This window comes from Zhongshania marina, from assembly GCF_002915595.1.
GTDB lineage: Bacteria > Pseudomonadota > Gammaproteobacteria > Pseudomonadales > Spongiibacteraceae > Spongiibacter > Spongiibacter marinus_B.
The window spans coordinates 18,318-41,216 of the sequence record NZ_PQGG01000044.1 but is presented as its reverse complement, the minus strand read 5'-3'; the positions used below and the strand labels follow the sequence as shown (position 1 = coordinate 41,216).

Sequence of the window (22,899 nt, the reverse complement as noted above, 5' to 3'; positions counted from 1 at the left end):
TAGACAAGGGCTGCGCATGTGTAGATCAAATTTAGGAGGGGCGGGGCTTTGGTGGGTTTAAGTACAAATATGAAGATATTTTTAATATGTTCTAATCACTGCACGGGCACTGCGGTTCATCATAAGCGCAGTGCCCGTGTATGACTAGAATCTCTAGTTAGCCGAGTACACTCGGCTTACTCGGGGTGTTCCTCAAGTTCGTCATTGGGTCGTGGAGAGCTAATGGATTCAGGGTCAATTACCTTGTCTATTTCACTAGGAGGACTTTCTTTGTCCTTGTCTGATTTCGGCTGATCCACTAATTGCGACGCATTGCGGGCAGCGTCTTGTACGGCCTTGCGAGCAGCCGCGCTAACTTCGGCGGGGTCGTTGCTGGTTTTGGCAGCGGTTTGTGCAGCCTCCCGCGCAACTTCCTTCATGTTCTCGGCCACGGGCTCTAGGGCTTCTGCAACGACGCTGTCTGCCACTTTGTCAGCGGCGACTTTCTTCTCATCAGCCGCAATGCCAACGTGATAGGCCGCAAAGCCTGGCATAACCATTTGGTTTAATGCGAGGCCAATTATTTGACCGTCTACATTGGTTCTAATAACCGAACTGCGGTTGGTAATAGGGTCGGTGACGGTGCCCAGAATGTCGCCTTTTTTTACGTTTTGGCCAAGCTTGGCTTCGGTAAGAAACACACCGCTTTGATCGGCGCGCAGCCAGGTAGATTTGTAAAACACGTTTTGCTTGGGTGCGCGACTGGGCTTTTGGCCGATCATATTCATGTGGTACATCACGGCTTTAATACCGTTAACGCTTTGTACCACTTCCTTAAGCTGCAGTCGCAGCGGCTCGCCGGCTTCCAGCGTTACCGCTGGAATTCCGGCATCTACAGCGGCGCGGCGCAATGTGCCGGGGGCGCCGGCACCGTCTAATACGGTAACGTCATGGAACATTTTGCTGAACTGCATCACGCTTTCTTTGCCGAGATTGCCCCGCAACTGGGTAAGGTTGGTGCGGTGAAAGGAGCCGGTGTGAATGTCTATTAAACGGTCACAATGGGTGATGATTTCATTAAAGAAACTGTGGGCGATGCGGCCAGCGGAGCTGCCCTTGGGGTCGCCAGGAAAATAGCGGTTGAGGTCGCGGCGGTCTGGTAAATACCGCGAGGTACGACGAAAGCCGTGCATATTAACGATAGGTACACCTATGACCACGCCATTGAGCTTGTCACTTTCTAAGCTGAACATCACGCGGCGTATGGCTTCTACGCCGTTGAGTTCGTCACCGTGTACCGCTGCCGTTAAGCACAGTGTGGGGCCGGGATTATTGCCCGCCGCAACGAGAATGGGGGTCGGCATGGCTAAGCCGGCGATGGCTTGGCCTGCAGTCCAATACAGGCGTTCAAAGCTGCCCCGTAAAATATCTTGCCCTAGAATGGTGAAGGCGACTTCCGAAGAGTTTTGTGAATCAGCGTTTTTATCAAAATCGCTGTTTAAAGAGGTGTTTCTACGTTTATTTGAGGTAAAGGTCGTCCCTTCCTCTTTCGTCAATTCACTGACGGTGGTGGAATTGAGCTCGCGGGACTCGTTAAGTGTCTTTGGCGATTGTTCGTTTGCCACTGCGTGTTGAGTTAGCAGTGGAAGGACGAGTGCTATGCAAAAAATAAAGATGCGTCGCATGATACAGCGGATTACTCCGTTAATTTGGGTGAGCAAACTGTTGGCTTGCTGGTTTGTTGTTAACTGTTATATCGATCAGGCCACAGTTGTGGGCTAAATTGTATACAAATTCGTCAATAGAAACGCCTGTAAATTGCGCTTTGCTTCAACTCACTTGCTGTGACCCTCCCCGAGTTTGACGTTAACAATGGCCTAAGTTCATTTACGGGCATTGGCATTTTTACCGAGTTTGGGCTGTGTTACGACGAAAAATCCCCTCTGGATGGTGAAAAGAGCCAAGAAGTCTGGCTCATGTCCGACTATAATTGCCGCATAGATTGCACGGCTGCTGTTAGCTGGCGACGAATGACGATGATGACGGGAGCTTTTCATGGCTAAAGATCGGCTGATTATTTTTGACACCACCCTGCGCGACGGCGAGCAAAGCCCTGGTGCGTCAATGACTCGTGACGAGAAAGTGCGCATAGCAAAAATGCTCGAAAAAATGGGTGTCGATGTTATTGAGGCGGGCTTTGCAATAGCTAGTGTTGGCGATTTTGAGTCAGTAAGGGCGGTGGCAGAGGCAGTTAAAGGCAGCACTATTTGCAGTTTGGCGCGTACCGGCGCTGAGGATATAGACCGCGCCGCAGAGGCTTTGCGCCCTGCGGAGTCGGGTCGTATTCATACCTTTATCGCAACATCGCCTATTCATATGGAATATAAATTGCGCATGGCGCCGGACAATGTCGTTGAGCGCGCAGTGGCTGCGGTTAAGCACGCCCGTAATTTAATCGGCGATGTTGAGTTTTCCTGCGAGGACGCCTCTCGTTCTGAACATGATTTTCTCTGCCGCATTATTGAAAAAGTGATCGACGCTGGTGCGCGTACGATCAATCTGCCAGATACCGTGGGCTATGGTGAACCTGGGGAGTATGGCGCGATGGTGGCTCGCATAATGAACTCGGTGCCGAATGCCGATAAAGCGATCTTCTCGGTGCACTGCCACAACGACCTCGGTTTGGCGGTTGCGAATTCACTGTCAGCGGTAATGCACGGTGCCCGGCAGGTGGAATGTACGATAAATGGCTTGGGTGAGCGTGCGGGTAATGCATCCTTGGAAGAGTTAGTGATGGCGGTGCGCACCCGCGCCGATATTTTCCCTGTTGAGGTCAACGTAGACGCCACTCAAATTGTGCCGACGTCGCGCTTGGTGTCGTCAATTACCGGTTTCCCTGTGCAGCCCAATAAAGCCATTGTTGGTGCGAATGCCTTTGCCCATGAGTCTGGTATTCACCAAGACGGTGTTTTAAAGCACCGCGAAACCTATGAAATTATGCGCGCGGAAGATGTGGGTTGGAACGCGAATAAATTGGTCTTGGGTAAACACTCGGGCCGCGCAGCGTTTAAAGCCAGACTGGAAGAGCTGGGTATTACCCTAGACAACCAAGCGGCATTAAATTTAGCGTTTACGCGCTTTAAAGAGCTGGCGGATAAAAAGCACGAAATTTTTGATGAAGACCTGCAAGCCTTAATGAGTGATGTGCAGCCAACCGAGCGTGAATTGCGTTATAGCTTTGTCGGTTTGGAAGCAAGTTCCCGCACCGGCGTTAAGCCCAAGGCAGATATTCAACTTTTGATTGATGGTGCTGCCCAGCAGGCATCCGCCGAGGGTGATGGCCCAGTTGATGCGGCTTTTAAAGCGGTGGAAAGCCTTGTGAGTAGCGGGGCGAACCTTCAGCTGTATTCGGTGAATGCCATTACCAGCGGCACGGATTCCCAAGGCGAAGTTCAGGTGCGTTTAGAAAAAGACGGCACTATCGTGAATGGCAACGGCGCCGATACCGACATTATCGTCGCGTCGGTCAAGGCCTATCTCGATGCGCTGAATTTACTCGCCGCCGGTGTGTTAAAAGCGCATCCTCAGCGGGGCGTGTAAGTGAACGAAGCACTGCGCTTAGATTATTTGCAGGCGATGGGCGTGGACAGCTATGTGCCACGCTTTGTGCTGGAAGGGGCGGCGGCCTCACCGCTGTGTGATCTTGATTTTCCCGTGCCGGAATACGATGACAGCGGGTCGAGCGCAGCAGACAGCTACGATATTGAAAACGAATATCAAAGTCATAGTGCCCAGCGCGATGCCGAGCAATCGGGCTCTGCTGTTGTTGCTCCGCTAGACAAGGGCCAAAGTCGATCTCGTATTGCCTCTGATTTAGAGGGGCTAACGCTAGGCGAGAAACCGCAGAAGCGCCCCGCTGCTGTGGCTGGTGGCGATGCTGCGGTGCAGCCTAATCCCGAGTTTAGTGTTGATTTGGTTGGAACAAATATTGGCGTGATATTTATTGCCGATACCAGCGATAAGCCACTTAATCCCTCCGAGAAGCGTTTGCTGGCTAATATTGCTGTTGCGGTAAAAGTTCATCACAAGATTGAGGCGGCTCCCGCTTTTTCGAGTGCTAAATTCCAGTGGCCGGTGGCAAAGACCCTCTGCTTGGCGCAGGGAGTCGAGGCAGCAAAAGATGCCCTGTTAGGGAATGTGATGGCCCACGCAGAGCGCCAAGATGCCCAGTGTGTTGTGGTATTTGGCGATGAGATCAAAGCCTATTTTGATCATGCATTGCTGTCCTCATCTGGCTTGAATGTCGTATTTAGTGCCGCGCCTGCGGCAATGTTGGCAGACGGCAGCTTAAAAGCGGTGCTTTGGCAGCAATTGCGCCAGCTGTCTCTTGCTTCAAAGGATGCTGTCTAACATCATGCCCCGTGTCGCTATGCTTGGTATACAGCATCTTGAGCAGTGTCTATTAATAGAAACCCGATCTGATCCGCACCCTTGGGGGCGGGTAAATTGGCTGCGCAGTCTTCGCGATGATCACTGTCTTGGTTATTGGCAGGACAATGAGCTCTTGGCGATTAGTGCTTATAGCCTAGTCTTGGATGAAGTCAGCTTATTAAATATTGTGGTGGATACCGATTCTCGCGGGCAGGGTGTTGGACGCCATTTACTGACCGAGGGCTTGGAGTGGATGCAGCAGTTTGGCGGTCAGCGCTGTTTGCTAGAAGTGCGGGTATCCAATACAGTAGCGCGAACCTTGTATAGCAAGCTGGGCTTTGTCGAAGACGGGATTCGCAAAAATTACTACCCGCTCGGCGATGGACACGAAGACGCGATGCTGATGTCCGCTGATCTGCCCTTAATGTAAGTAGAATAATCGCAAACCCTTGGCGTATTTATTGAGATAGAAATTATGCAGGAAGTTGAGTCTGACTGGTGGTTTATTGGTTTGCCCGAGGAATGGCGAACCGAGCAGGACGAGGACAGCATTCTGATCTTTGATCAGGACGAATTAGGCTGCATCAGCCTAAGTAGTTTGCAAGCGGAACACGGTAAGCCGGCCAACGAACAAGACCTAAAAACCTTGATGAAAGAGGTTGGTATGCCACTTGCACAGGGTAAACCGTGCAAAATAGGTGACGATTATCGGGGTTGGGAGTTTGAAACTGTCGAAGAAGGAGACTATATTCGCGAATGGTTCTTACTAGGTGGTGGTCATTTGCTGCTAGTAAGCTATGCCTGCGCAGAAGACGATCGGGATATGGATCGCGCTGCGGTTGACCAGATATTAGACACCTTACGCATAAAAAACGACGAATAAAGGGATTTTGTAGAAATATTGAACAGGTTGGCAGTTTGGCCATGATGGCTGTGCTACCTTCCGCTTAACTAATTGGTTAGAAGTGACGTAATGATTAAAATAATGATATCGCTATTTTTGTCGCTGTTAGCGTTGCCTGCAATGGCGGCGAACAGTGCGCCGGCAAAGGGCTATAACCCTGCAAATTTACAGTTGGCATCGGTCAGCGCCATGGTGGTAGACGCCGATACCGGCGAAGTGGTCTATCAAAAATATTCTGACATTGTGAAGCCTATTGCGTCCTTAACTAAAGTGATGACCGCGATGGTGGTACTTGATTCTAAGCAGTCGCTGCGCGAAGTGATTCGCTTTTCTCAAGAAGATCGCAAAGCGATCAATAACTACTATTCCCGCATTCGTATGGGTTCTGAATTGCCCCGTGGCGAAGCCTTGCGCTTAGCGCTGATGTCCTCCGAAAATTTGGCAGCGGCGGCCCTCGGTAGAAATTTCCCAGGTGGCACAAGCGCATTTGTCGCTAAAATGAATGCTAAAGCTCGCGCTTTGGGGATGAAGGACACCCACTACGTCGATACCAGCGGCCTGTCTCACCACAATGTGTCAACCGCCGCGGACATGGCCAAGTTAATAGCTGCTGCAGCTAAATACCCCGTGATCGCGGAGTATTCGACGACCACAACCCATACTGCGAATTTCCGTCGCCCTGGCTATAATCTTGCCTATGTGAATACTAACTCGCTGGTTCGCTATCAGCGTTGGGACGTGGCAGTGAGCAAAACAGGTTATCTTAATGAAGCCGGTCGCTGCCTTGTGATGAAGGCCAATGTTGATGGTAAAAATTTATTGTTTGTGATGCTGGATTCCTTTGGTAAAACCAGCCCCATTGGCGATGCCGGCCGCATAAAGCGTTGGTTAGAAACCGGCAAGGGCGGCAATGTTGCCACCGCTGCTCAGGTATACCAAAAGAAAAAGGTTTCTGAGTATCTTGCGGCGAGGACAACAGCAAGTATTCGTTAGTTTACATAGCGGCACAAAGATCAAAGGCCTTTCTGTTAGCAGAAGGGCCTTTTGCTTTTTGGGGCGGCTGGTTTTGCAGTGTGCAGGGCATAGCGGCGTATATTGCTCGGCTAAACCATGTTTGAATGATATAAAATTAAGGATTTTACAGCGATGAAGATTGAATGGGAGGTTTTGTCAGCTCCGGCGACAAATGGGGTCAAGGCGAGGTATTTCATACAAAGCGCGGCGCAGCTAGAAGCCGAGTTGGCGCCGTTACTGGCAGCCTGCGTGAATAAAGCGGTTGATGAATTGCATAGCAATATTCTCGATAACTCCCTTTATCTCTTATTTGAATTTGATAAAAATTTGGTTTTAAACATTGTAGTAACAGACGAAAGCAAACAGCAGGAGTCGCCGTATCGGGTGGTTTGCGATATGGCGTCATTGCAGCCCTATCTTCTTGAATCGACACATTGGAAATTTAAAGGTGAGGAGTTTGCAGATGTGGTTAAACACGAATTACGCGATTATTTGAGCACCTGCAGCGGGTTTATGCGTTATTCCTTGGTGGCAGTGTTCTCTGAGGGCGATCGAGCTAAAACCGAGTTATTGTAAGGTTTGGTTTTTAGGACAAAGCTAGGGGGCTAGGATGCAGGTGAAAATAGTTGATTTTCCCGAAACCAAAATTGCGGTGATTGAGCATTTGGGGGCGCCTGCAGCAGAGGGGCAGAGCATTGCTAAACTCGTAGCATGGCGAAAAGAAAATGGTTTAGCACCGTCACCAGCGCATCGTAGTTATGGCCTGCATTACAATGATCCACGGGTGGTAGCGGCTTCCGAGTATCGCGTGGATTTGGCGGTTTCGGTAATAGACGATGTGTTGCCGAATAGCTTTGGTGTAATAAATAAACGCATTCCGGCCTGTCGGTGTGCAGTGGCGCGTCACCTTGGTTGCCGTGACAATGTTGAGGCTGCGGCCTATCTATATGAGCATTGGTTACCACAAAGCGGTGAGCGGCTTGGGGACTTTCCGATTTTCTTTCATTACCTCAATGTCGGCCCTGATATTGCGCCTCAGGATATGGTGACCGATGTATACCTGCCGCTGGGCTAAATTCAAAAAGGCGTTCGGTTCGCGCAGTGGCATCGCGTATATCGGTGTGGCAATTTCGGCGTGATTCGAGCCGAGTTTACCCAAAGTTGCTTCGCTTAACGTACAATAGCGCCTTTGATCGATAAGGCGTAGTTGATGGCGATTCAGTGGTATCCAGGGCATATGCACAAAGCCCAAAAGGCGATAGCCGAGGTTTTGCCTCAGGTTGATCTGCTGATTGAGGTTTTAGATGCGCGTATCCCCAGCTCCAGCGAGAATCCCGCTATTGCAAAATTACGTGGCGATAAGCCCTGTATCAAGGTGCTGAGCAAGGCTGATTTGGCTGATCCCAAGGTCACTGCACAATGGCAGGAGTATTTAGAAAGGGATCGCGGTGTAAAGTCGTTTACCACCACCACAGATGATCCGACGAAAATCAAACAGCTTATTGAGCTGTGCCGCAAAATGTTTCCCGCCAAAGACGCCAGTTTAAAAACCATTAACACCATGATTGTTGGCATCCCGAATGTGGGAAAGTCGACCCTAATAAATATTTTAGCGGATCGCATTATTGCCAAAACCGGCAATGAGCCGGCGGTGACTAAAAGTCAGCAGCGCATTAATTTGGGCAGCGGCATTGTTTTGTTCGACACTCCTGGCATTTTGTGGCCCAAAATTGAAAACCCAAATAGCAGCTATCGGCTAGCCGTAACCGGTGCGATTAAAAATACCGCAATGGAATATGACGATGTCGGATTTTACGCCGCTGATTTTTTGATTAAGGCCTATCCCGAATTACTGCAGGCGCGCTACCAACTCGATAGTATTCCAAACACCGAACTGGCATTTTTAGAGGCTGCGGCACTGCGCCGTGGCGCCTTAAGTGCTGGTGGGCGTATTAACCTTCATAAAATTTGCGAAGTGCTAATCAACGAATTGCGCGCAGGTACATTAGGTCGCATTAGCCTCGAAACGCCAGCGATGATTGAACGTGAAAATCTCGCAGTCGCCGAAGCCAAAGCGAAAAAGGAAGAAGAGAAACTGGCGCGTAAACGCCGCTTTAAAGAAGGCTCTCGCCGCTCAGACGATTGATATAAAACCGTAATAGGAATCGACAATGGTAAATAACGATGTGTTGCGCCGAGTGCGTTACATCTTTGATTTTAACGATGCAAAAATGATGGCGATTTACGGTTTGGCAGATCACCACGTTTCTAGAGAAGAAGTTAGCGCGTGGTTAAAGAAAGAGGGTGATGAAGGTTACGAAAACTGCAGCGATTTGTTGCTGGCGGTCTTTTTGAATGGTCTGATTATTGATATGCGTGGCGCTAAAGAGGGGCCGAAACCTGTGCCTGAAAAGCGTTTGACGAATAATATGATTTTTATGAAATTAAAAATTGCCCTGAGTCTTAAGGCCGAAGACGTTATGGCAATTTTGGAATTGGCTGATTTTAAAATTAGTAAACACGAGTTAAGTGCTTTTTTCCGTAAGCCAGATCACAAGCATTACCGCGACTGTAAAGACCAGATATTGCGTAATTTCTTAAAGGGCTTGCAGCTGAAATATCGTAATACCGGCGGCGATGAATCCTAAGGGCGACAATTATTTGGGCGCTCCGTTGTTTTTAGGTTTGCGCCCATTGCCGCAGTAAATTGTGATAAACCCCAGTGAGTTGAATAATTGCAGGGTGGTCTTCATTGCCTTGGCTTAGGTTCTGAATACTCATATCCATGTCGTATAACAAGCTGCGCTTCTCGTCGCTGGCGATCATGCTTTGCAACCAAAAAAATGAGGCGAGGCGTCTGCCTCTGGTCACTGGGGTAACACGGTGCAGACTGGTGGAGGGATATAGAATCATATCTCCCGCTGCTAGCTTGACGCTTTGTGTGCCGTAGGTATCTTCAATAACTAATTCGCCACCATCGTACTCTTCCGGTTCTGAAAAAAACAGTGTCATCGACAGATCGGTTCGCACCTTAACTGCCGTACCCTTTACCTGTCTTATCGCATTGTCGACGTGTACCCCAAAGGAGTGACCACCTTGGTAGCAATTAAACAGGGGTGGGAAAATTTTTAGCGGCAGGGCGGCTGACATAAATAAATTATTGTTAGCGAGGGCGGCTAAAATAATGTCGCCAAGCTGGTTTGCGGCATCGGAATTTTCTAGCAATTGAATATTGTTTTTGCTCTTTGCCGATTGGTATCCCGCCGTTACTTTGCCGTCTACCCATTCAGCAGCTTCCAACACCCTGCGGCAGTGCGCCACCTCTGCTTTACTGAGAACTGCGGGAATTCTAACTAGCATGTTTTTAGACCTTTAACGAAAACGCCCCGCATAGGCGGGGCGGTGGTTTTCCCTGACACTCACATTATTGCGTGTTAGGAATTAGAACTCCAGACTGGCTGTGAGTGTAAAGCTTTTACCTGTGCCCGGTACGCCACGGCTACCGCGTGGTTTTAGCAGATATTTTTCGTCTGTTAAATTGTTGGCATTTAGCTGTAGCTTCACATTGTCAGTCGCTTGGAACGAGGCGGAGGCGTTAAGCAGGGTGGTGGCATCGAGTTCTGTGGTGCTGCCATTCTGATAATCACCGATGTATTGCAGGCCGCCACCAACTTGCCATGCGCGATCAATTTGGTAGGTCGTCCACAGGCTGGCGCTGTGCTCAGGAATATTGAAAATCACTTCACCTTCCTCAGTCGGGTCACCAGATTCAGTGACTTCGCTATCGGTATAGGTGTAGTTGGCAATGATAGCCCACTGAGCGTTAATGGTGCCGTTTATGCCCATCTCCAGTCCCTGTACAACTTGCTCGCCATCGAGCACCAATGCGTCGTCATTGTCGACGTCGTTAGTTGCTGCGTTGGTTTTAACTGAGCGGAATAGCGCTGCGTTGGCAAGTACCTTGGCGTCGAACAGCTCCCACTTGGTGCCTAGTTCTAAGATTTGGTCTTCTTCCGCGTCCAGATTTTGCTGGTCGGAACTCAGTGTTAAATTGCTGCCCAGCGGTGTTTGTGCATTGCCGATACCAAAATAAATGCTGCCGTTTTCAACGGGCTTATAGGTAACGGCGGCGTTCCAGCTTACTAAGGTGTCGCTAGATTTATAGGTGTACGGCGAAGTGATGCTGCCGTCGCGGTTGGTAGACGAGTAATCCTGTGTGTAATCTTGATCGTAATCTTCAACACGTATACCGACAGTGACCAACCATTGCGGTGTAAAGGTAAGAGTGTCGCTCACAAAGAAAGAAAGTGCGTCGTAGGTCCCTTTGCGCTTTCCACCCGCACGGGTAATAGAGCCGTTGTAAGGGTCATTGGTAACAGGATTGTATAGGTCAACATTGGGTGCATTGTCGTCGGTGTACAGCAGCTCGTAGTTGATGTATTCCTCTTGGGTGATATCAAAGCCGGTGACGAGGTTGTGCTGCACGCCGCCACTGATAAAGTCGCTGCGCAAGCTTGTCTGGTTAGAGAGGATGTCACGATCTTCGTCGCGACCTTTAGCGCCGCCGCGGCGCGCTTCGCCGGTCGCTGAGTCAAAGCTGGGGCGAGTGAAGGCAGCGGAGGTCTCGGTAGTGCCGATAAATGTTTGGTTGCGCAGGCTCAAAGTGTCGCTGAAGTTATGCTCAACGGCGAACTTAAAGGTGGTGATTTCGTTTTCGTCGTAATCACGATTTTCAACACCGTAGTAATTCTCTGCGGTCTTTTCGTCTAAGTAGCGCTCGCCGTTGGCGTTAGTGAGTAAGGGAACACCGCCGTCAGGAACGTTGTCTTGGTCTAGATAAGTAATACCGCCCGACAAAGTTGTTTTATCTGACAGCAAATAGCTAAGCGCACCGGCAAAGCCGCTACCTTTGTTTTCGGTCACGTCACGGCCAGGTACACCGCTGTCTTGTGTCATAAGGTTGATACGGCCAGCTAAATTGCTAGTCAGTGTCGCATTGATGTCTGCGGTGGCGCGCAATTGGTCTTCGTTACCAACCATGATGGTGCCGCGTTTAAAATCTTCAAACTTGGCAGTTTTGCTTACTAAGTTAACCGATCCACCTGCTGAGCCACGGCCGCTGACGGTAGATGAGGGACCTTTGGTGACTTCTAATTGCTCAAGGTTAAATGTGTCGCGGCTATAGGCGCCAATATCGCGAACACCGTCTACGTAGAGGTCGTTGGTGGCATCAAAGCCGCGAATGCTTAGGTTGTCGCCGGCTGCTGCGCCGCCTTCACCCGCCTGCATGGTAATACCTGACACATTGCGCAGTGCATCGCGCAGGCTCGTTACGGCTTGGTCACGTAGTATTTGCTCAGGTACAACGGTGATGGTTTTTGGGGTGTCTGCCAGCTTTTGGGTGTATTGGGGAGAAGAGGCTTTTTCTGCTTTATATGGAGAGATAACCGTAGATTCCACTTTCACCGCAGGTAAAGTCTGCTGCGCTTCTTCTGCTGCAAGTGATGGCAGTGCCGTGCTGGCTAATGCCAAGCCAATGGCTTGCGCAAGTAATTTGCGTTGCGGTCGGTTTGCTTGTTGTAGGTCGGTCACGTTGAAAATCTCCTGAGTAGTCTCTAGAACTGCCGATTGTGTATGCCACTTTTGTTGCGGCAGTGGATGTAAATTTAGGCAAAGCCTGAAGTCGGGTTGTATATTAATGAGAATCACTATCAAACACAAATAGTTTGTATTTAGATTATTGCTTTATTTGATCTTTCGAATTGGAATGGCACCCAAGTGCTGCATTTCGGAGGTAAATATGGCGGTTGAGGTCTAAGGCCGTGCGCAACTTTGGTGCGGTTGGGAGGTGGTTTGCTTATTAATTCGCGCGATGTGGGTTTTGTCTAAAAAGCGCCTTGTTTAGCGATTGTTTTTAACGATATTGTCCCGTATTTTGTATGCATGAATAGCACAAAAGCTAGGAGCAATGTGCAAAGTATTGGCAAGGATGTGCTTTCCAAGTAGTTAATGGGATAAAAATAATGATTAAAGAGATTGGCCCTGTCCACACCCGTCGTCACGGCAGAGTTCTGCATGTAATTTTAAGTCGTCCGGCCTTAAAAAACGCCATAAATGAAGAGATGGTGACCTCCTTATACCGCTGCCTGCGGGATGCAGCGCAGGATGATTCTGTAGGTGCGGTGGTCTTAGAGGGAGCGGGTGACGCGTTTTGCTCGGGGGCAGACATCAAAAATCTCGCGCTGGGTATCGAGCACACGCGCAAATATTCCACCGAAGTGTTGCTGCGGGTGGGAGCAGAGGCTGCAATGCTATTGCACGAGATGCCTAAGCCAACCATTGCTATGATTCGTGGCCCCGCTGTAGGTGGTGGATTGTCCTTGGCCTTGGCCTGTGATTTCCGTCTAGCTGACACCACCGCCACCCTAGGGTATGCCCATACCAAAATTGGTTTGTCTGGCGATTTCGCCGCCGCCTATTTTTTAAGTAAGTGGATGGGCGCAGGTAAGGCGCGGGAATTCTGTCTGCTTTGTCCAACTTATAGCGCAGACGAGGCCTTTAAGAATGGCTTGCTAAGTAAAGTCTGTGAGGTGGATGCGCTGTGTGGCGAAGTGGAAAGCTTGGCAACGCGCTTAGCCGATGGGCCGACAAATGCGCTGGGATGTATAAAAAGCAATTTGAAAAACGCTGAGGAAATGAGTTGCGAAAGCTATATCGCAGAGGAAATTAAAAACTTCCAGCGTTGCCGCAATAGCGAAGAACACCGCGAAGCGCTGGCGGCATTTTTAGAAAAGCGCGAGCCAGTCCTTCCCCGCGTAAAAGCAGCACGATAAAAAGCTGCAGCTAATCGTAAATAGTGGGATCAGCAAATCCCACTATTTAATTCCCTTCTTCTAGTCTTACTATTTCGCATTCTTTAATAGTCGATTGTTGCTTAAACTGCGCATCTTAGTTATTTCATTCAAGCGTGTTCTTATTCATAGCGGGCATTCATGCGTACAAGTTGGGATATTTTTTGCCATGTTATTGATAACTATGGCGATGCGGGCGTGTGTTGGCGCTTGGCGCGGCAATTGGCAGTTGAGTACGACGCTGAGGTGCGGCTTTGGGTCGATGACCCTGAAACTCTAGCTCGTCTGTGTGCACTTGCACCTTCCCAAATTAGCGGCGATACCCCGCGCCTAATCGACGGAGTTTGGGTTCACTATTGGTCTAGCACCTGGCGGAATGTAGTGCCGGCCGATGTGGTAATAGAGGCCTTTGCTTGTCAGCTCCCCCTAGATTATCTGGTCGCAATGGCTGAGCGCTCAAGGCCGTCGCTGTGGTTAAACTTAGAATATTTGAGTGCCGAAGAGTGGGTGGCTGGCTGTCATGGGCTACCGTCGCTGCAGCAAAACGGTTTGCAGAAGTATTTTTTCTTTCCTGGTTTTAGCCCAGAGACGGGCGGCTTGCTCCGTGAAGCCGACCTATTAAAACGACGGACTGAATTTCAGCAAAGCGAGTGTGCCAAAATTCAGTTTCTTCGTTCTCTTGGTGTTGAGGTGGCGGCTGAGAGCGCCTTGGTTTCTTTGTTTTGTTACGACAGCCCAGCGCTGGCGCAGTGGCTTGATGCGGTATCTGAAGGCGAAGGAAAACGTCATTTTTTGGTGCCAGCGGGCCGAGTTGTGGCTGATGTCTGCCGTTGGTTGGGGCAGGAGAAATATGAATTGGGCGAGCCTTATCAGCGCGGTAATGTATGCATACAGTTCATCCCATTTTTGAGTCAGCGCGACTACGATTTACTGCTGTGGAGCTGTGATTTTAATGTGGTTAGAGGGGAGGACTCCTTCGTTCGCGCCCAGTGGGCGGCCAAGCCTTTTTTATGGCATATCTACCCTCAGCAAGAAGGCGCCCATTTCCCAAAATTGGATGCATTTTTACATTGTTACACCGAGGGTCTGAGTGCGGATCTTAAGGCCGCAGTGGTGGGTTCGTGGCGGGCTTGGAATGCCGGTGTTTTACCGGCAGATATGCAGGGTCAGCTATTTGCCGGAGGGGCCGAGCTGATGGGGCATTCAGCGCGATGGTGCGCCCGTTTAGAGGGGCAAAATAATCTTGCAGAATCGCTAGTGCAGTTTTACCAGAATTGGGTATGATACGCAGCCAAAAAAATTGCTGGCTTATATCAATTTCCATTCGGATAAACCTATGAAAACAGCACAAGAAATGAAGCCCAATAGCGTGATTCTGATCGACGGCCAGCCTTGGATGGTTCAGAAAGCAGAATTTACTAAATCTGGTCGCAACAGCGCCATTGTTAAAATGAAGTTGAAGAATCTGCTTAGCGGTTCAACGACGGAAACAGTTTATAAAACAGACGATAAAGTAGAGCCAGTTATTCTTGAGCGCATCGCGGTAACTTACTCCTATGTTGCCGAGTCCACTTATGTATTTATGGACGAAGAATACAATCAATACGAACTAAATGAAGAAGATATTGAAAGCGTATTGCCTTACATCGTCGATGGTATGACGGATATTTGCGAAGCGGTATTCTTTGAAGGCAAAGTAATTTCCGTCGACCTGCCAACTATGATTGTTCGTCAGATTACCTACACCGAAGGTTCTGCACGGGGTGATACCTCTGGCAAGGTTATGAAGCCTGCTAAGCTGAGCAACGGCACGGAAATCAAAGTTGCCGACTTCTGTGAGATTGACGATTGGATAGAAATAGACACCCGCACCGGTGAATATAAATCACGGGCAAAAGCACCAGTATAAGTACTGGGCTAGGCGTAAAAAAACCGACCTTAGTGTCGGTTTTTTTACGCCTTATATTTTAAGAGCTTTTGCTATAGCAGCGCTTGAGTGCCTCAGCGCGGGCTTCTTTAAAGCCAGATAGGGGGAAGCGATCGCTGTTGTTATTAAAATGGCGTGATAGTGAATTTCCCGCCGGTATAAAGATATTAACCGTGGCCGAGCTGGTCATAAGGTCCAGTAATTCTGGATTGGCAAATACATGCCCCATAATCACCTCATGGCGGTCACCTACCAGCGGTCGAATAGCCACTACCTCTAGGGGCAGGCTCATCGAGATGCCGTCAAACTCCGCATCCATCTCAATAGTCTGCCCCGCTAGAGACCAGATCTCGGCGCTATTGCTAGACCAGCTTACATATAATTCGTCGCTGCCACAGGTGTTGCTGTGTTTTACCAAACCGAACTGGTGGTTTGCCTTGTTTTCACCGACGACGGTATACCCCGTAGAGCGTGAAATGTCGTCAATTTTCCACGTTGTTGCAATATTGGCGAAGACGCTGATTGATAGGGAAAGAGATCCGATTAATATTGGGTAAGATAGGTATTTTCTCATGGCTGGTCACCTTGGCTATGCTGCGTTTATTCGAAGATGCCTAGTGATCTTGGTGATTAAGTAGCTGCATTCGTATACGTAGTCACCGCGAATGTGAGCGCAATCACGAAATCTAACATTTTAATTTAGTCTTTCAGGTTGGTCTGTATGTGGCAAAGACAAAAAATCTGCACCGGCACTCTGCCGCTATTCAAGAATTGGCCTGTACAAGACTTAGTGGGGATATGCGTCTATAGTGACATTACTGTCCTGAGCTATTTTGCTTTGTGGCTTATGCCTATTGGCTGGAGTAGTTCGTGGAATCTGTTCGCCTTCGTTACCAAACCATCGATGTTCAAGGTTTTGATATTCACGTCCGCGGTCTTCGCGATAATCAGCAGTTTTCAGATGCCTTGGGTGAAGCAGAGGCGCTGGGAATTTCTTCTGCTCAGTGGTCTTTATTTGGCGTGGTGTGGGATTCTAGCGCGGTATTGGCAAATGAGATGGCGACCTTTGCAATTGAGGGGAAGCGCATTTTAGAGGTTGGCTGCGGTTTGGCGTTGACGAGCTTACTACTTAAAGTGCGGCAGGCCGACATTACCGCCACGGATATTCACCCTGAGGCGGGTAATTTTCTGATCGAAAATGTGCGCTTGAATAGCGGGGGAAAAATTCCGTTTTTGCGAGCAGGCTGGAATGATGCTAGTGATGGCTTAGGGAAATTTGATGTTATTGTGGGCTCTGATGTCCTGTATGAGCGTGAACATATTGTATTGTTGTCAGAATTTATTGAGCGTCACGCCAAGCCAAGTTGCGAAGTAATTTTGGTCGATCCCGGTAGATTGAACCATGCGGCTTTTAGTAAAAAGATGGTCGCCCTCGGTTATTCGCACAGCCAGCACAAGCCAGAAACTAGCGGCTTTTTGAGTAAGGAATTTAAAGGCCAAGTGCTGCGCTATTTGAGACTTGCTTAACTTCCTAGTGATGATGCTCTCCACCAATATCATTGCCCTGTGTGTCATACATGCCGGAGCTGCCGTGCTCGATAAATCCTAGTCGAATCATTTTTCGTAAAAAGGGATCTGATTCGCTGTCGCCAATGTCGGCGTAGTCTGTGGTTTTATAATCTGAATATTGCTTAAAAAAATGATTAATGCTGTTTTTGTCCGTCGTCATTTTGTTTAGTGTCCACACTTGTTCCCGCGATCCACTTTGCATGTGATAGGACTTTACTAGGCGATAGGCCGGTAGCCAAACTAGGGTGGCAGTGTAATTTTTTTCGGCTAATAAATAGCTTTCTTCGCGGTCACAGCCGCTGCCTTCGCGATTGCTTAAACTCATTTTTTGTAACAGCGAATCGGCGACAAGTTGGGTTTTCATGCTCCAGTCATCGTTGCCGTTTACATCTTTCACTTCGCTTGGTGAATATTCTATGCCGCGTTGATAGGCGTCGAAATAGCGATTCAGTTTTATGCTATTGCTGTGGTTGCGTTCCCATATTTCTGTAATTCCCTTGGCTGGAAATTGCTCGGCCACACTGTTTTTCTGGCGCCATAATATCAGTTGTTTAGTGGCGGGTTTTTCTGACTGTGCAGTATTGCGACTGGTGACTTGGTAGTGGGCGCTGATAGGGGTGTTGGGGTTGCACTCTTCAGCGTGTGTGGGCAGTGCGGTGATCAAGGCGCCAATGAAAAGCATCGCTGCTTTGGGACGATTAAGAATAAGCTTAAAGCGTGTTGCGAACGTCACGGGGAAATCCTTGCGAATGTCAGTTTGTCACTTTTTAAAAATAAAGACGCTGGCGTGAACCAGCGTCATGATGGTCTAAACGTTTTTATTATTTAATCAAGGGGCCACTTGCTTGCTATTGGCTTTGTTCACAAGGTCTGCTGCGTAATTCATTACATGGAAGACCATGTTTTGCTCGTTAGTGCCGCTAACCAATGCGGCGCTAGGGCCAGATGCATAAACGCCAACGTCTTCGCCCGCATGGGTTTCCGAACCGAGAGGAATTAATGCCTCTTGATGGAAGCCTGGCGCTTGGGTGTCAATTTGCGACAGGTCTTTGCGGCCAGCGTCAATTGCTTGGTTGTAAGCTTCGTCGGCGTCGGTTTCATTGCCGAGATCGCGGAAGCCTAAACCGTTGGTGTAGCCCAAGGTAGTATAAGGTGTGCCATCGGCAGCCAGCGATGGGCTGTTAGAGCCAATACCGACGACTTTGCCGAGGATGGGGTTGCCGCGTTTAGGATAGCCAGCAATAGTGAAAACATGGCTGTGGTCGGCGGTAACAATAATGAGCGTGTCATCGCTATTGCTAAGTTCAACGGCCTTGGCAACAGCTTCCGATAATTCTACTGCGTCGTTTAGCGCATTGTAGGCATTACCAGCGTGGTGAGCGTGGTCAATACGACCAGATTCAACCATCAAGAAATAGCCGTTGTCGTTATTGTCTAAGATCTTGATCGCTTTTTCTGTCATCTCACTTAGCGAGGGTTCGCCGGCAACGTCGTTGCCACGGTCGGCTTCGTATTGCATATGTGATTCATTGAATAGGCCGAGTACTTTGCTTGTGCTTTCGGTGTCGATGGCGTCAAAACTGGTTTGGTCAAAAATGTAATTGCCGCTGGGGTAGCGTGTTTTCCATTCAGCGGTTAGATCGCGACCGTCGGTGCGATCACCTTCAACGCTGCTGACGGCGTCTGGGCTGTTAAATGTCGCGTCTTTAGGTAAAAAGCTGCGACGACCGCCACCCATGACGACTTCGATACCATCTACATCGACGCCATTAATTCGCGCTTCTAAATTAGGCTCAAAGTTAATGAGCTGCGATGCAATGTCTTCACAGCCAGCGCTTATTGCTGCGTCTGGCATGTCGCCATCGTCTTCCCAGTCGCGATCAGCAGATTTTGCGTAGGTTGCCGCAGGAGTGGCGTGGGTGATGCGGGCGGTAGACAGTATGCCGGTAGACTTGCCGGCAATTTCCGCGAGTTCAAGGGCGGTCACTAATTCGTTGCCTGCAACGGTTGTGCAGTCGCCGCGAACAATATTTTCATTCACGCCAATAACGCCAACGTCAGTTTTTACACCCGATATCAGGGCTGTCATGGTGCCGGCTGAATCTGGAGTTTGCGCATCGACGTTATAGGTTTTTGCTAAGCCGGTGTAGGGGAATAGATCGAAGCTTAGATTGTTTTCTTCGCCCGATTGACCCTTAAGCTGGCCGGCAAGAATACGGGCGGCGGTCACGGTAGAAATACCCATGCCGTCACCGACAAAAAGAATAACGTTTTTTGCCGCGCCACGATTGAGGTTGGCTTGGGTGGTGGCGGCTATTTTTGCTTCTGCGTCGCTATACCATGCATTGCTGCGGGTATTTTCAATAATGGCAGCGCTGCTATTGTTGTTTGAACTGCTCTTTTTGTCATTGTCGCCGCCGCAGGCTGCGAGGCCTGCTACGGCCGCGCTTAAAATTGCTACTTTAAAATATTTCATGGTCACTCTCCTTATTCGCTGGCCAGCAGATCAAGTGCTTGATTGATCAAGTGGAAAACTAGGTTCTGCTCGACAACGCCGCGCACAAATTGTGAGCCAGGGCCGCGGGCGTGAAGGCTGATATCTTCGCCGGCATGGGTTTCAGAATCCAGTGGTACTAATGCTTCTTGGTGAAAGCCTGATGATTCCGTGTCGACACTGGCCAGATCCGCTCGTCCTGCTTGAATGCCTTCAGAATACAGCGCGTCGCCATCGGTGGCGTTGCCAAGATCGTGAAAGCCAAGACCATTGGTGTAGCCGACAGTGGTGTAAGGCATGCCATCGGCGGCGGTAGTTGGCGTTGTTTCACCTACGTTAACCACCTTACCTAGAATCGGATTACCGCGTTTAGGGTAACCGGCAATGGTGAATACATGGCTGTGGTCGGCGGTAACCAGAATTAAGGTGTCGTCTGCGCTGGTGGCGTCGGCGGCGGCTTTTACTGCATTAGACAATTCAATCGCATCGGTGAGTGCGCTGTAAGCGCTACCGGCGTGATGACCGTGATCGATACGACCCGACTCCACAACTAATATATAGCCTTTGCTATTGTTGTCTAAAATGTCGATGGCCTTTGTGGTCATTTCGGTCAGCGATGGTTCGCCGGCAACGTCGTTGCCACGGTCAGCCTCGTACTGCATATGTGACTCGTTAAACAGGCCAAATAGTTTGGTGGCGGTGTTGGCATTTACGCCGTCAAAACTACTTTGATCAAACACATAGTCACCGTTTGGATAGCGTGCTTTCCATTCCGCGGTGAGATCGCGGTTGTCAGTGCGATCGCCCTCAACACTACTTACCGCGTCGTCGCTGTTAAAGGCAGCATCTTTGGGCAAAAAGCTGCGGCGACCGCCACCCATCACAACGTCTAAACCATCGACGTCTGCACCTTCAATGCGGGCTTCTAGATTGGGTTCAAAATTAATTAGTTGCGATGCAATGTCTTCGCAGCCTGCGGCTTTGGCATCGTCTGGCAAGTCGCCATCGTCTTCCCAGTCGCGGTCAGCGGATTTTGCATAGGCTGCCGCGGGGGTAGCGTGGGTGATACGTGCGGTAGAAATAATACCCGTCGACATGCCTTTTAATTCGGCTAGCTCAATGGCGGTGATTAATTCATTGCCGCTAACCGTGCTGCAATCGCCGCGTTCGATGTTTTCTGAGACGCCAAGCACGCCGGCATCACTTTTCACTCCAGACATCATCGCGGTCATGGTGCCGGCTGAGTCAGGGGTTTGCGCGTCCACATTATAGGTTTTTACTAAGGCGGTATGAGGGAAGCTTTCAAAGCTTAAAAGACCTTCCTCGCCTTGATTACCTTTTTGCTGACCTTGCAGGATGCGTGCGGCGGTTAGCGTAGACACCCCCATGCCGTCACCTACAAAGAGGATGACGTTCTTTGCTTTATTGGGTGTGGTCGCTGTGGCTTTAGCGTTTGTGCTAGTGGCGGCGTCGGTATACCAGGGGTTGCTGGTCTGATGTGCGGGCATTACCGCAGCGGCGGCGTGGGACGCAATTGCGATGGGCAATACCCCTGACAAAATGGCGGTTCTTATACGCATGTGAAGGCTCCTAGTCTGGAAATTTGAAATTTCCTTTTGTCGGTATGGCATGGCTGTAGCTGTGGGCGGTGGTATTGAGCAGGGCTCTAATACCAATGAGTGGCTAAGAGACTAGGGCGAAAGGTTTACAGTTTGATTGCGTTTATATAGAAGTTTTTAGACGAAATGATGACAGGCGACTGACATGAAACTAAGGCGGCGGAAATAAGGCGGAAGGCGCGAGGGATTGAATGGATTCCATTTGGAATCAGAAACAGGAATTTTTGGGCTGCAAGCGCTCGCCTTGCCGAGCAACTACTTAGCGATATCTTGGTTGACTAGCAATAGTAACTAAATATATTCTCACTTTACCTTTGATAATCATTCTCATTAATAGTATTCTTGCGCCGCTGCATTGTGCTGGTGAATTCCTGCGCGCTTAAGAAAGCTGCGCAGGCAAATACACAGCGGGCACTATTTAGTTCGCAGACTTGGCGGGCTGGGGCGGCGATCTTACACATATTTCACGGAATTTAAGCGACAAAATGAAGGCTGCGGTAACGCGATACAGCGCGGAGAGCTACGGTTCGGCGACAGTGCGAGTAGGAAATGCTGGCAGCAAACACGGTTGTCTGAAAAATGGCGGCTGGATTATCGAGAGAGCCGCACTGTGAAGTCGGCATACGACTCTTGGTGGGGGCTTTTATTGGTGCTCGCCATACATGGCGGTGCTATCGCAGCGGTGGTGTATATCCCATCGCCGGAGCACAAGCAGGTGGTAATGCCTAGTATTCAGGGGGTGCTGATTCCCGCGCCACCGGCCGAGGCAGTGCAATTACCGAGTGAGAGAAAAACGCCGCCGCCAGAAAAAACGCCGGAGCCACCTAAACCTAAGCCAAAGCCCAAACCCAAGCCGCTGCCAAAACCTAAGCCCAAGCCGAAATTGCCGCCACCTAAGGCGCCACCATCGGAAAAGGCGATTAGCCGCGAAGAGCAGGCAGAAGAGCAACCGGCACCGCCGCCGCCCGCGCAGAAGCAGGCACGGGTTTCGGAAAATGACAACAAGACCTTGGGGGCGCCGATTACGCCGCCGCGTCACGACGCCAACCCTCTTAATAATCCGGCACCCGCGTATCCGAGTATTTCTCGGCGTTTAAAAGAAGAGGGCATTGTGGTGTTAGAACTACTCATTTTGCCGAACGGCACCGTGGGTGAGGTGAGAATTAAACAGTCCAGCGGTTTTGAGCGATTGGATAAGACGGCGATGAAGGCCGTGAAACGCTGGCGCTATTTACCCGCTAAACGCGGTGATGAGCCGATTCCATACTGGTATTTGCAGCCGCTGGAATTCTCATTGAATCAGTAGCGGTGGGGCATTTAGGTTTTTTTACGCCGCTGTTAGCAGTCGGCAATATTAAGTTTGAGGATGTAGTTTTATGGAAAATCCCTATGGCGTAGAGGCCCTGTGGACACAGGGCGATATGGTCATCAAGGTTGTGGCGGTAATGCTGCTGGCGATGTCCATCGCATCTTGGTATGTCATTGTGATTCGCTCTTGGCGTTTGTATCGCCTGCGTAAACCCGTGCGCGCCTTGGTTGATTTTTGGCATGCGCAAAGCTTTGCCGAGGGTTTGCATATGCTGGGTAATCAGCAAAACAATCCTTTTCGCCACCTTGCCGAAGAGGGCCAGTCTGGCTTGGATCACCATGTAAATCACAAGGCCGATTTGCACGGGCATTTGCCGTTAGCCGAATGGCTCACCGCCTGCTTGAAGGGCTCAATCGACGAAAGTTCAGAAAATCTTCAACGCGGACTTGCGGTGTTGGCATCGGTTGGTTCAACCGCACCGTTCATAGGCTTGTTTGGCACCGTGTGGGGTATTTACCACGCCTTGGTAAACATTGGTGTGTCTGGCCAAGCAGGTATCGATAAAGTTGCAGGCCCAGTGGGTGAGGCTTTAATCATGACGGCCTTTGGTTTGGCGGTCGCCATTCCTGCGGTACTGGCATACAACACCTTGGCCCGAGGCAATAAGGCCATCATCAGTAAGTTAAATCGTTTTGCGCACCAGCTCCACGCCTACCTTATTACTGGCGCGGCGCCGGCAAATCGCAGCGGCGATGTTGTCAGCAGCTTAGCCAAGGCGCAGCAAAAGCGCGAGGGAGTGTGA

General features: G+C 49.8%; 22 protein-coding genes. 15 read left to right on the top strand and 7 right to left on the bottom strand.

Annotated elements, in window-relative coordinates; translation table 11 throughout:
- Positions 1-176 precede the first annotated feature (176 nt).
- Positions 177-1,604 carry a succinylglutamate desuccinylase/aspartoacylase family protein gene (locus tag C0068_RS18725; RefSeq protein ID WP_233208872.1) on the bottom strand — a complete coding sequence of 476 codons (1,428 nt, stop codon included), beginning with the start codon at positions 1,602-1,604 and terminating at the stop codon, positions 177-179.
- A gap of 430 nt (positions 1,605-2,034) precedes the next feature.
- Here C0068_RS18725 and C0068_RS18720 point away from each other — a divergent pair, with 430 nt between their 5' ends.
- From C0068_RS18720 to C0068_RS18680, 9 genes are all read left to right on the top strand, one after another.
- Positions 2,035-3,579, top strand: coding sequence for a 2-isopropylmalate synthase (locus C0068_RS18720; RefSeq protein ID WP_103685996.1), 1,545 nt, complete (start codon positions 2,035-2,037; stop codon positions 3,577-3,579).
- The gene (locus tag C0068_RS18715; RefSeq protein ID WP_103685995.1) at positions 3,580-4,389 is read left to right on the top strand and encodes a hypothetical protein; all 810 of its coding nucleotides are present in this window, start codon (positions 3,580-3,582) and stop codon (positions 4,387-4,389) included.
- 4 nt (positions 4,390-4,393) lie between these two features.
- The gene (gene rimI, locus C0068_RS18710; RefSeq protein ID WP_158250030.1) at positions 4,394-4,840 is read left to right on the top strand and encodes a ribosomal protein S18-alanine N-acetyltransferase; all 447 of its coding nucleotides are present in this window, start codon (positions 4,394-4,396) and stop codon (positions 4,838-4,840) included.
- A gap of 45 nt (positions 4,841-4,885) precedes the next feature.
- Positions 4,886-5,293 (top strand): hypothetical protein, encoded by a 408-nt coding sequence (locus tag C0068_RS18705; RefSeq protein ID WP_103685993.1) that lies wholly within the window; start codon positions 4,886-4,888, stop codon positions 5,291-5,293.
- Between the two features lie 90 nt (positions 5,294-5,383).
- Entirely contained in the window at positions 5,384-6,307 is a 924-nt protein-coding gene (pbpG, locus tag C0068_RS18700; protein ID WP_233208871.1) for a D-alanyl-D-alanine endopeptidase, read from the top strand.
- A gap of 153 nt (positions 6,308-6,460) precedes the next feature.
- Complete coding sequence (locus C0068_RS18695; RefSeq protein ID WP_103685992.1) at positions 6,461-6,904, top strand: hypothetical protein; 444 nt, start codon at positions 6,461-6,463, stop codon at positions 6,902-6,904.
- Between the two features lie 34 nt (positions 6,905-6,938).
- Complete coding sequence (locus tag C0068_RS18690) at positions 6,939-7,403, top strand: AraC family transcriptional regulator (RefSeq protein WP_103685991.1); 465 nt, start codon at positions 6,939-6,941, stop codon at positions 7,401-7,403.
- A 135-nt stretch (positions 7,404-7,538) separates the two neighbouring features.
- Positions 7,539-8,474 carry a ribosome biogenesis GTPase YlqF gene (gene ylqF, locus C0068_RS18685; RefSeq protein WP_103685990.1) on the top strand — a complete coding sequence of 312 codons (936 nt, stop codon included), beginning with the start codon at positions 7,539-7,541 and terminating at the stop codon, positions 8,472-8,474.
- A 25-nt stretch (positions 8,475-8,499) separates the two neighbouring features.
- Entirely contained in the window at positions 8,500-8,976 is a 477-nt protein-coding gene (locus tag C0068_RS18680; protein WP_103685989.1) for a YehS family protein, read from the top strand.
- A 31-nt stretch (positions 8,977-9,007) separates the two neighbouring features.
- Here C0068_RS18680 and C0068_RS18675 read toward each other — a convergent pair whose 3' ends face one another.
- Together C0068_RS18675 and C0068_RS18670 are read right to left on the bottom strand one after the other, a co-directional pair.
- Entirely contained in the window at positions 9,008-9,688 is a 681-nt protein-coding gene (locus C0068_RS18675) for a Fe2+-dependent dioxygenase (protein ID WP_103685988.1), read from the bottom strand.
- Positions 9,689-9,769: 81 nt separating this feature from the next.
- On the bottom strand, positions 9,770-11,920 hold the full coding sequence (locus C0068_RS18670) for a TonB-dependent receptor (protein ID WP_158250029.1): 2,151 nt from the start codon (positions 11,918-11,920) through the stop codon (positions 9,770-9,772).
- A 431-nt stretch (positions 11,921-12,351) separates the two neighbouring features.
- Between C0068_RS18670 and C0068_RS18665 the strand changes: the two genes are divergently transcribed.
- The 3 genes from C0068_RS18665 (at position 12,352) to efp (ending at position 15,088) form a co-directional block, all read left to right on the top strand.
- Positions 12,352-13,161 (top strand): enoyl-CoA hydratase/isomerase family protein, encoded by an 810-nt coding sequence (locus tag C0068_RS18665; RefSeq protein ID WP_103685986.1) that lies wholly within the window; start codon positions 12,352-12,354, stop codon positions 13,159-13,161.
- Between the two features lie 159 nt (positions 13,162-13,320).
- Positions 13,321-14,463, top strand: coding sequence for an elongation factor P maturation arginine rhamnosyltransferase EarP (gene earP, locus C0068_RS18660; protein WP_103685985.1), 1,143 nt, complete (start codon positions 13,321-13,323; stop codon positions 14,461-14,463).
- A 52-nt stretch (positions 14,464-14,515) separates the two neighbouring features.
- Positions 14,516-15,088 carry an elongation factor P gene (gene efp / locus C0068_RS18655; RefSeq protein WP_103685984.1) on the top strand — a complete coding sequence of 191 codons (573 nt, stop codon included), beginning with the start codon at positions 14,516-14,518 and terminating at the stop codon, positions 15,086-15,088.
- Positions 15,089-15,146: 58 nt separating this feature from the next.
- Here efp and C0068_RS18650 read toward each other — a convergent pair whose 3' ends face one another.
- Entirely contained in the window at positions 15,147-15,680 is a 534-nt protein-coding gene (locus C0068_RS18650; protein WP_103685983.1) for a hypothetical protein, read from the bottom strand.
- A gap of 296 nt (positions 15,681-15,976) precedes the next feature.
- On the opposite strand from C0068_RS18650, the gene C0068_RS18645 reads away from it, so the two are divergent.
- Positions 15,977-16,633, top strand: a complete 657-nt coding sequence (locus tag C0068_RS18645) for a class I SAM-dependent methyltransferase (protein WP_103685982.1) — start codon at positions 15,977-15,979, stop codon at positions 16,631-16,633.
- A gap of 4 nt (positions 16,634-16,637) precedes the next feature.
- Here the strand turns inward: C0068_RS18645 and C0068_RS18640 are convergent, their stop codons facing one another.
- The 3 genes from C0068_RS18640 to C0068_RS18630 form a co-directional block, all read right to left on the bottom strand.
- A complete protein-coding gene (locus C0068_RS18640) occupies positions 16,638-17,408 on the bottom strand; it encodes a hypothetical protein (protein ID WP_103685981.1) in 771 nt (256 codons plus the stop codon).
- 96 nt (positions 17,409-17,504) lie between these two features.
- Positions 17,505-19,151 carry an alkaline phosphatase family protein gene (locus C0068_RS18635; protein ID WP_103685980.1) on the bottom strand — a complete coding sequence of 549 codons (1,647 nt, stop codon included), beginning with the start codon at positions 19,149-19,151 and terminating at the stop codon, positions 17,505-17,507.
- Between the two features lie 11 nt (positions 19,152-19,162).
- Entirely contained in the window at positions 19,163-20,749 is a 1,587-nt protein-coding gene (locus tag C0068_RS18630) for an alkaline phosphatase (RefSeq protein WP_103685979.1), read from the bottom strand.
- Positions 20,750-21,398: 649 nt separating this feature from the next.
- On the opposite strand from C0068_RS18630, the gene C0068_RS18620 reads away from it, so the two are divergent.
- Positions 21,399-22,094, top strand: coding sequence for an energy transducer TonB (locus tag C0068_RS18620; RefSeq protein WP_233208870.1), 696 nt, complete (start codon positions 21,399-21,401; stop codon positions 22,092-22,094).
- A 70-nt stretch (positions 22,095-22,164) separates the two neighbouring features.
- Complete coding sequence (locus C0068_RS18615; protein WP_103685977.1) at positions 22,165-22,899, top strand: MotA/TolQ/ExbB proton channel family protein; 735 nt, start codon at positions 22,165-22,167, stop codon at positions 22,897-22,899.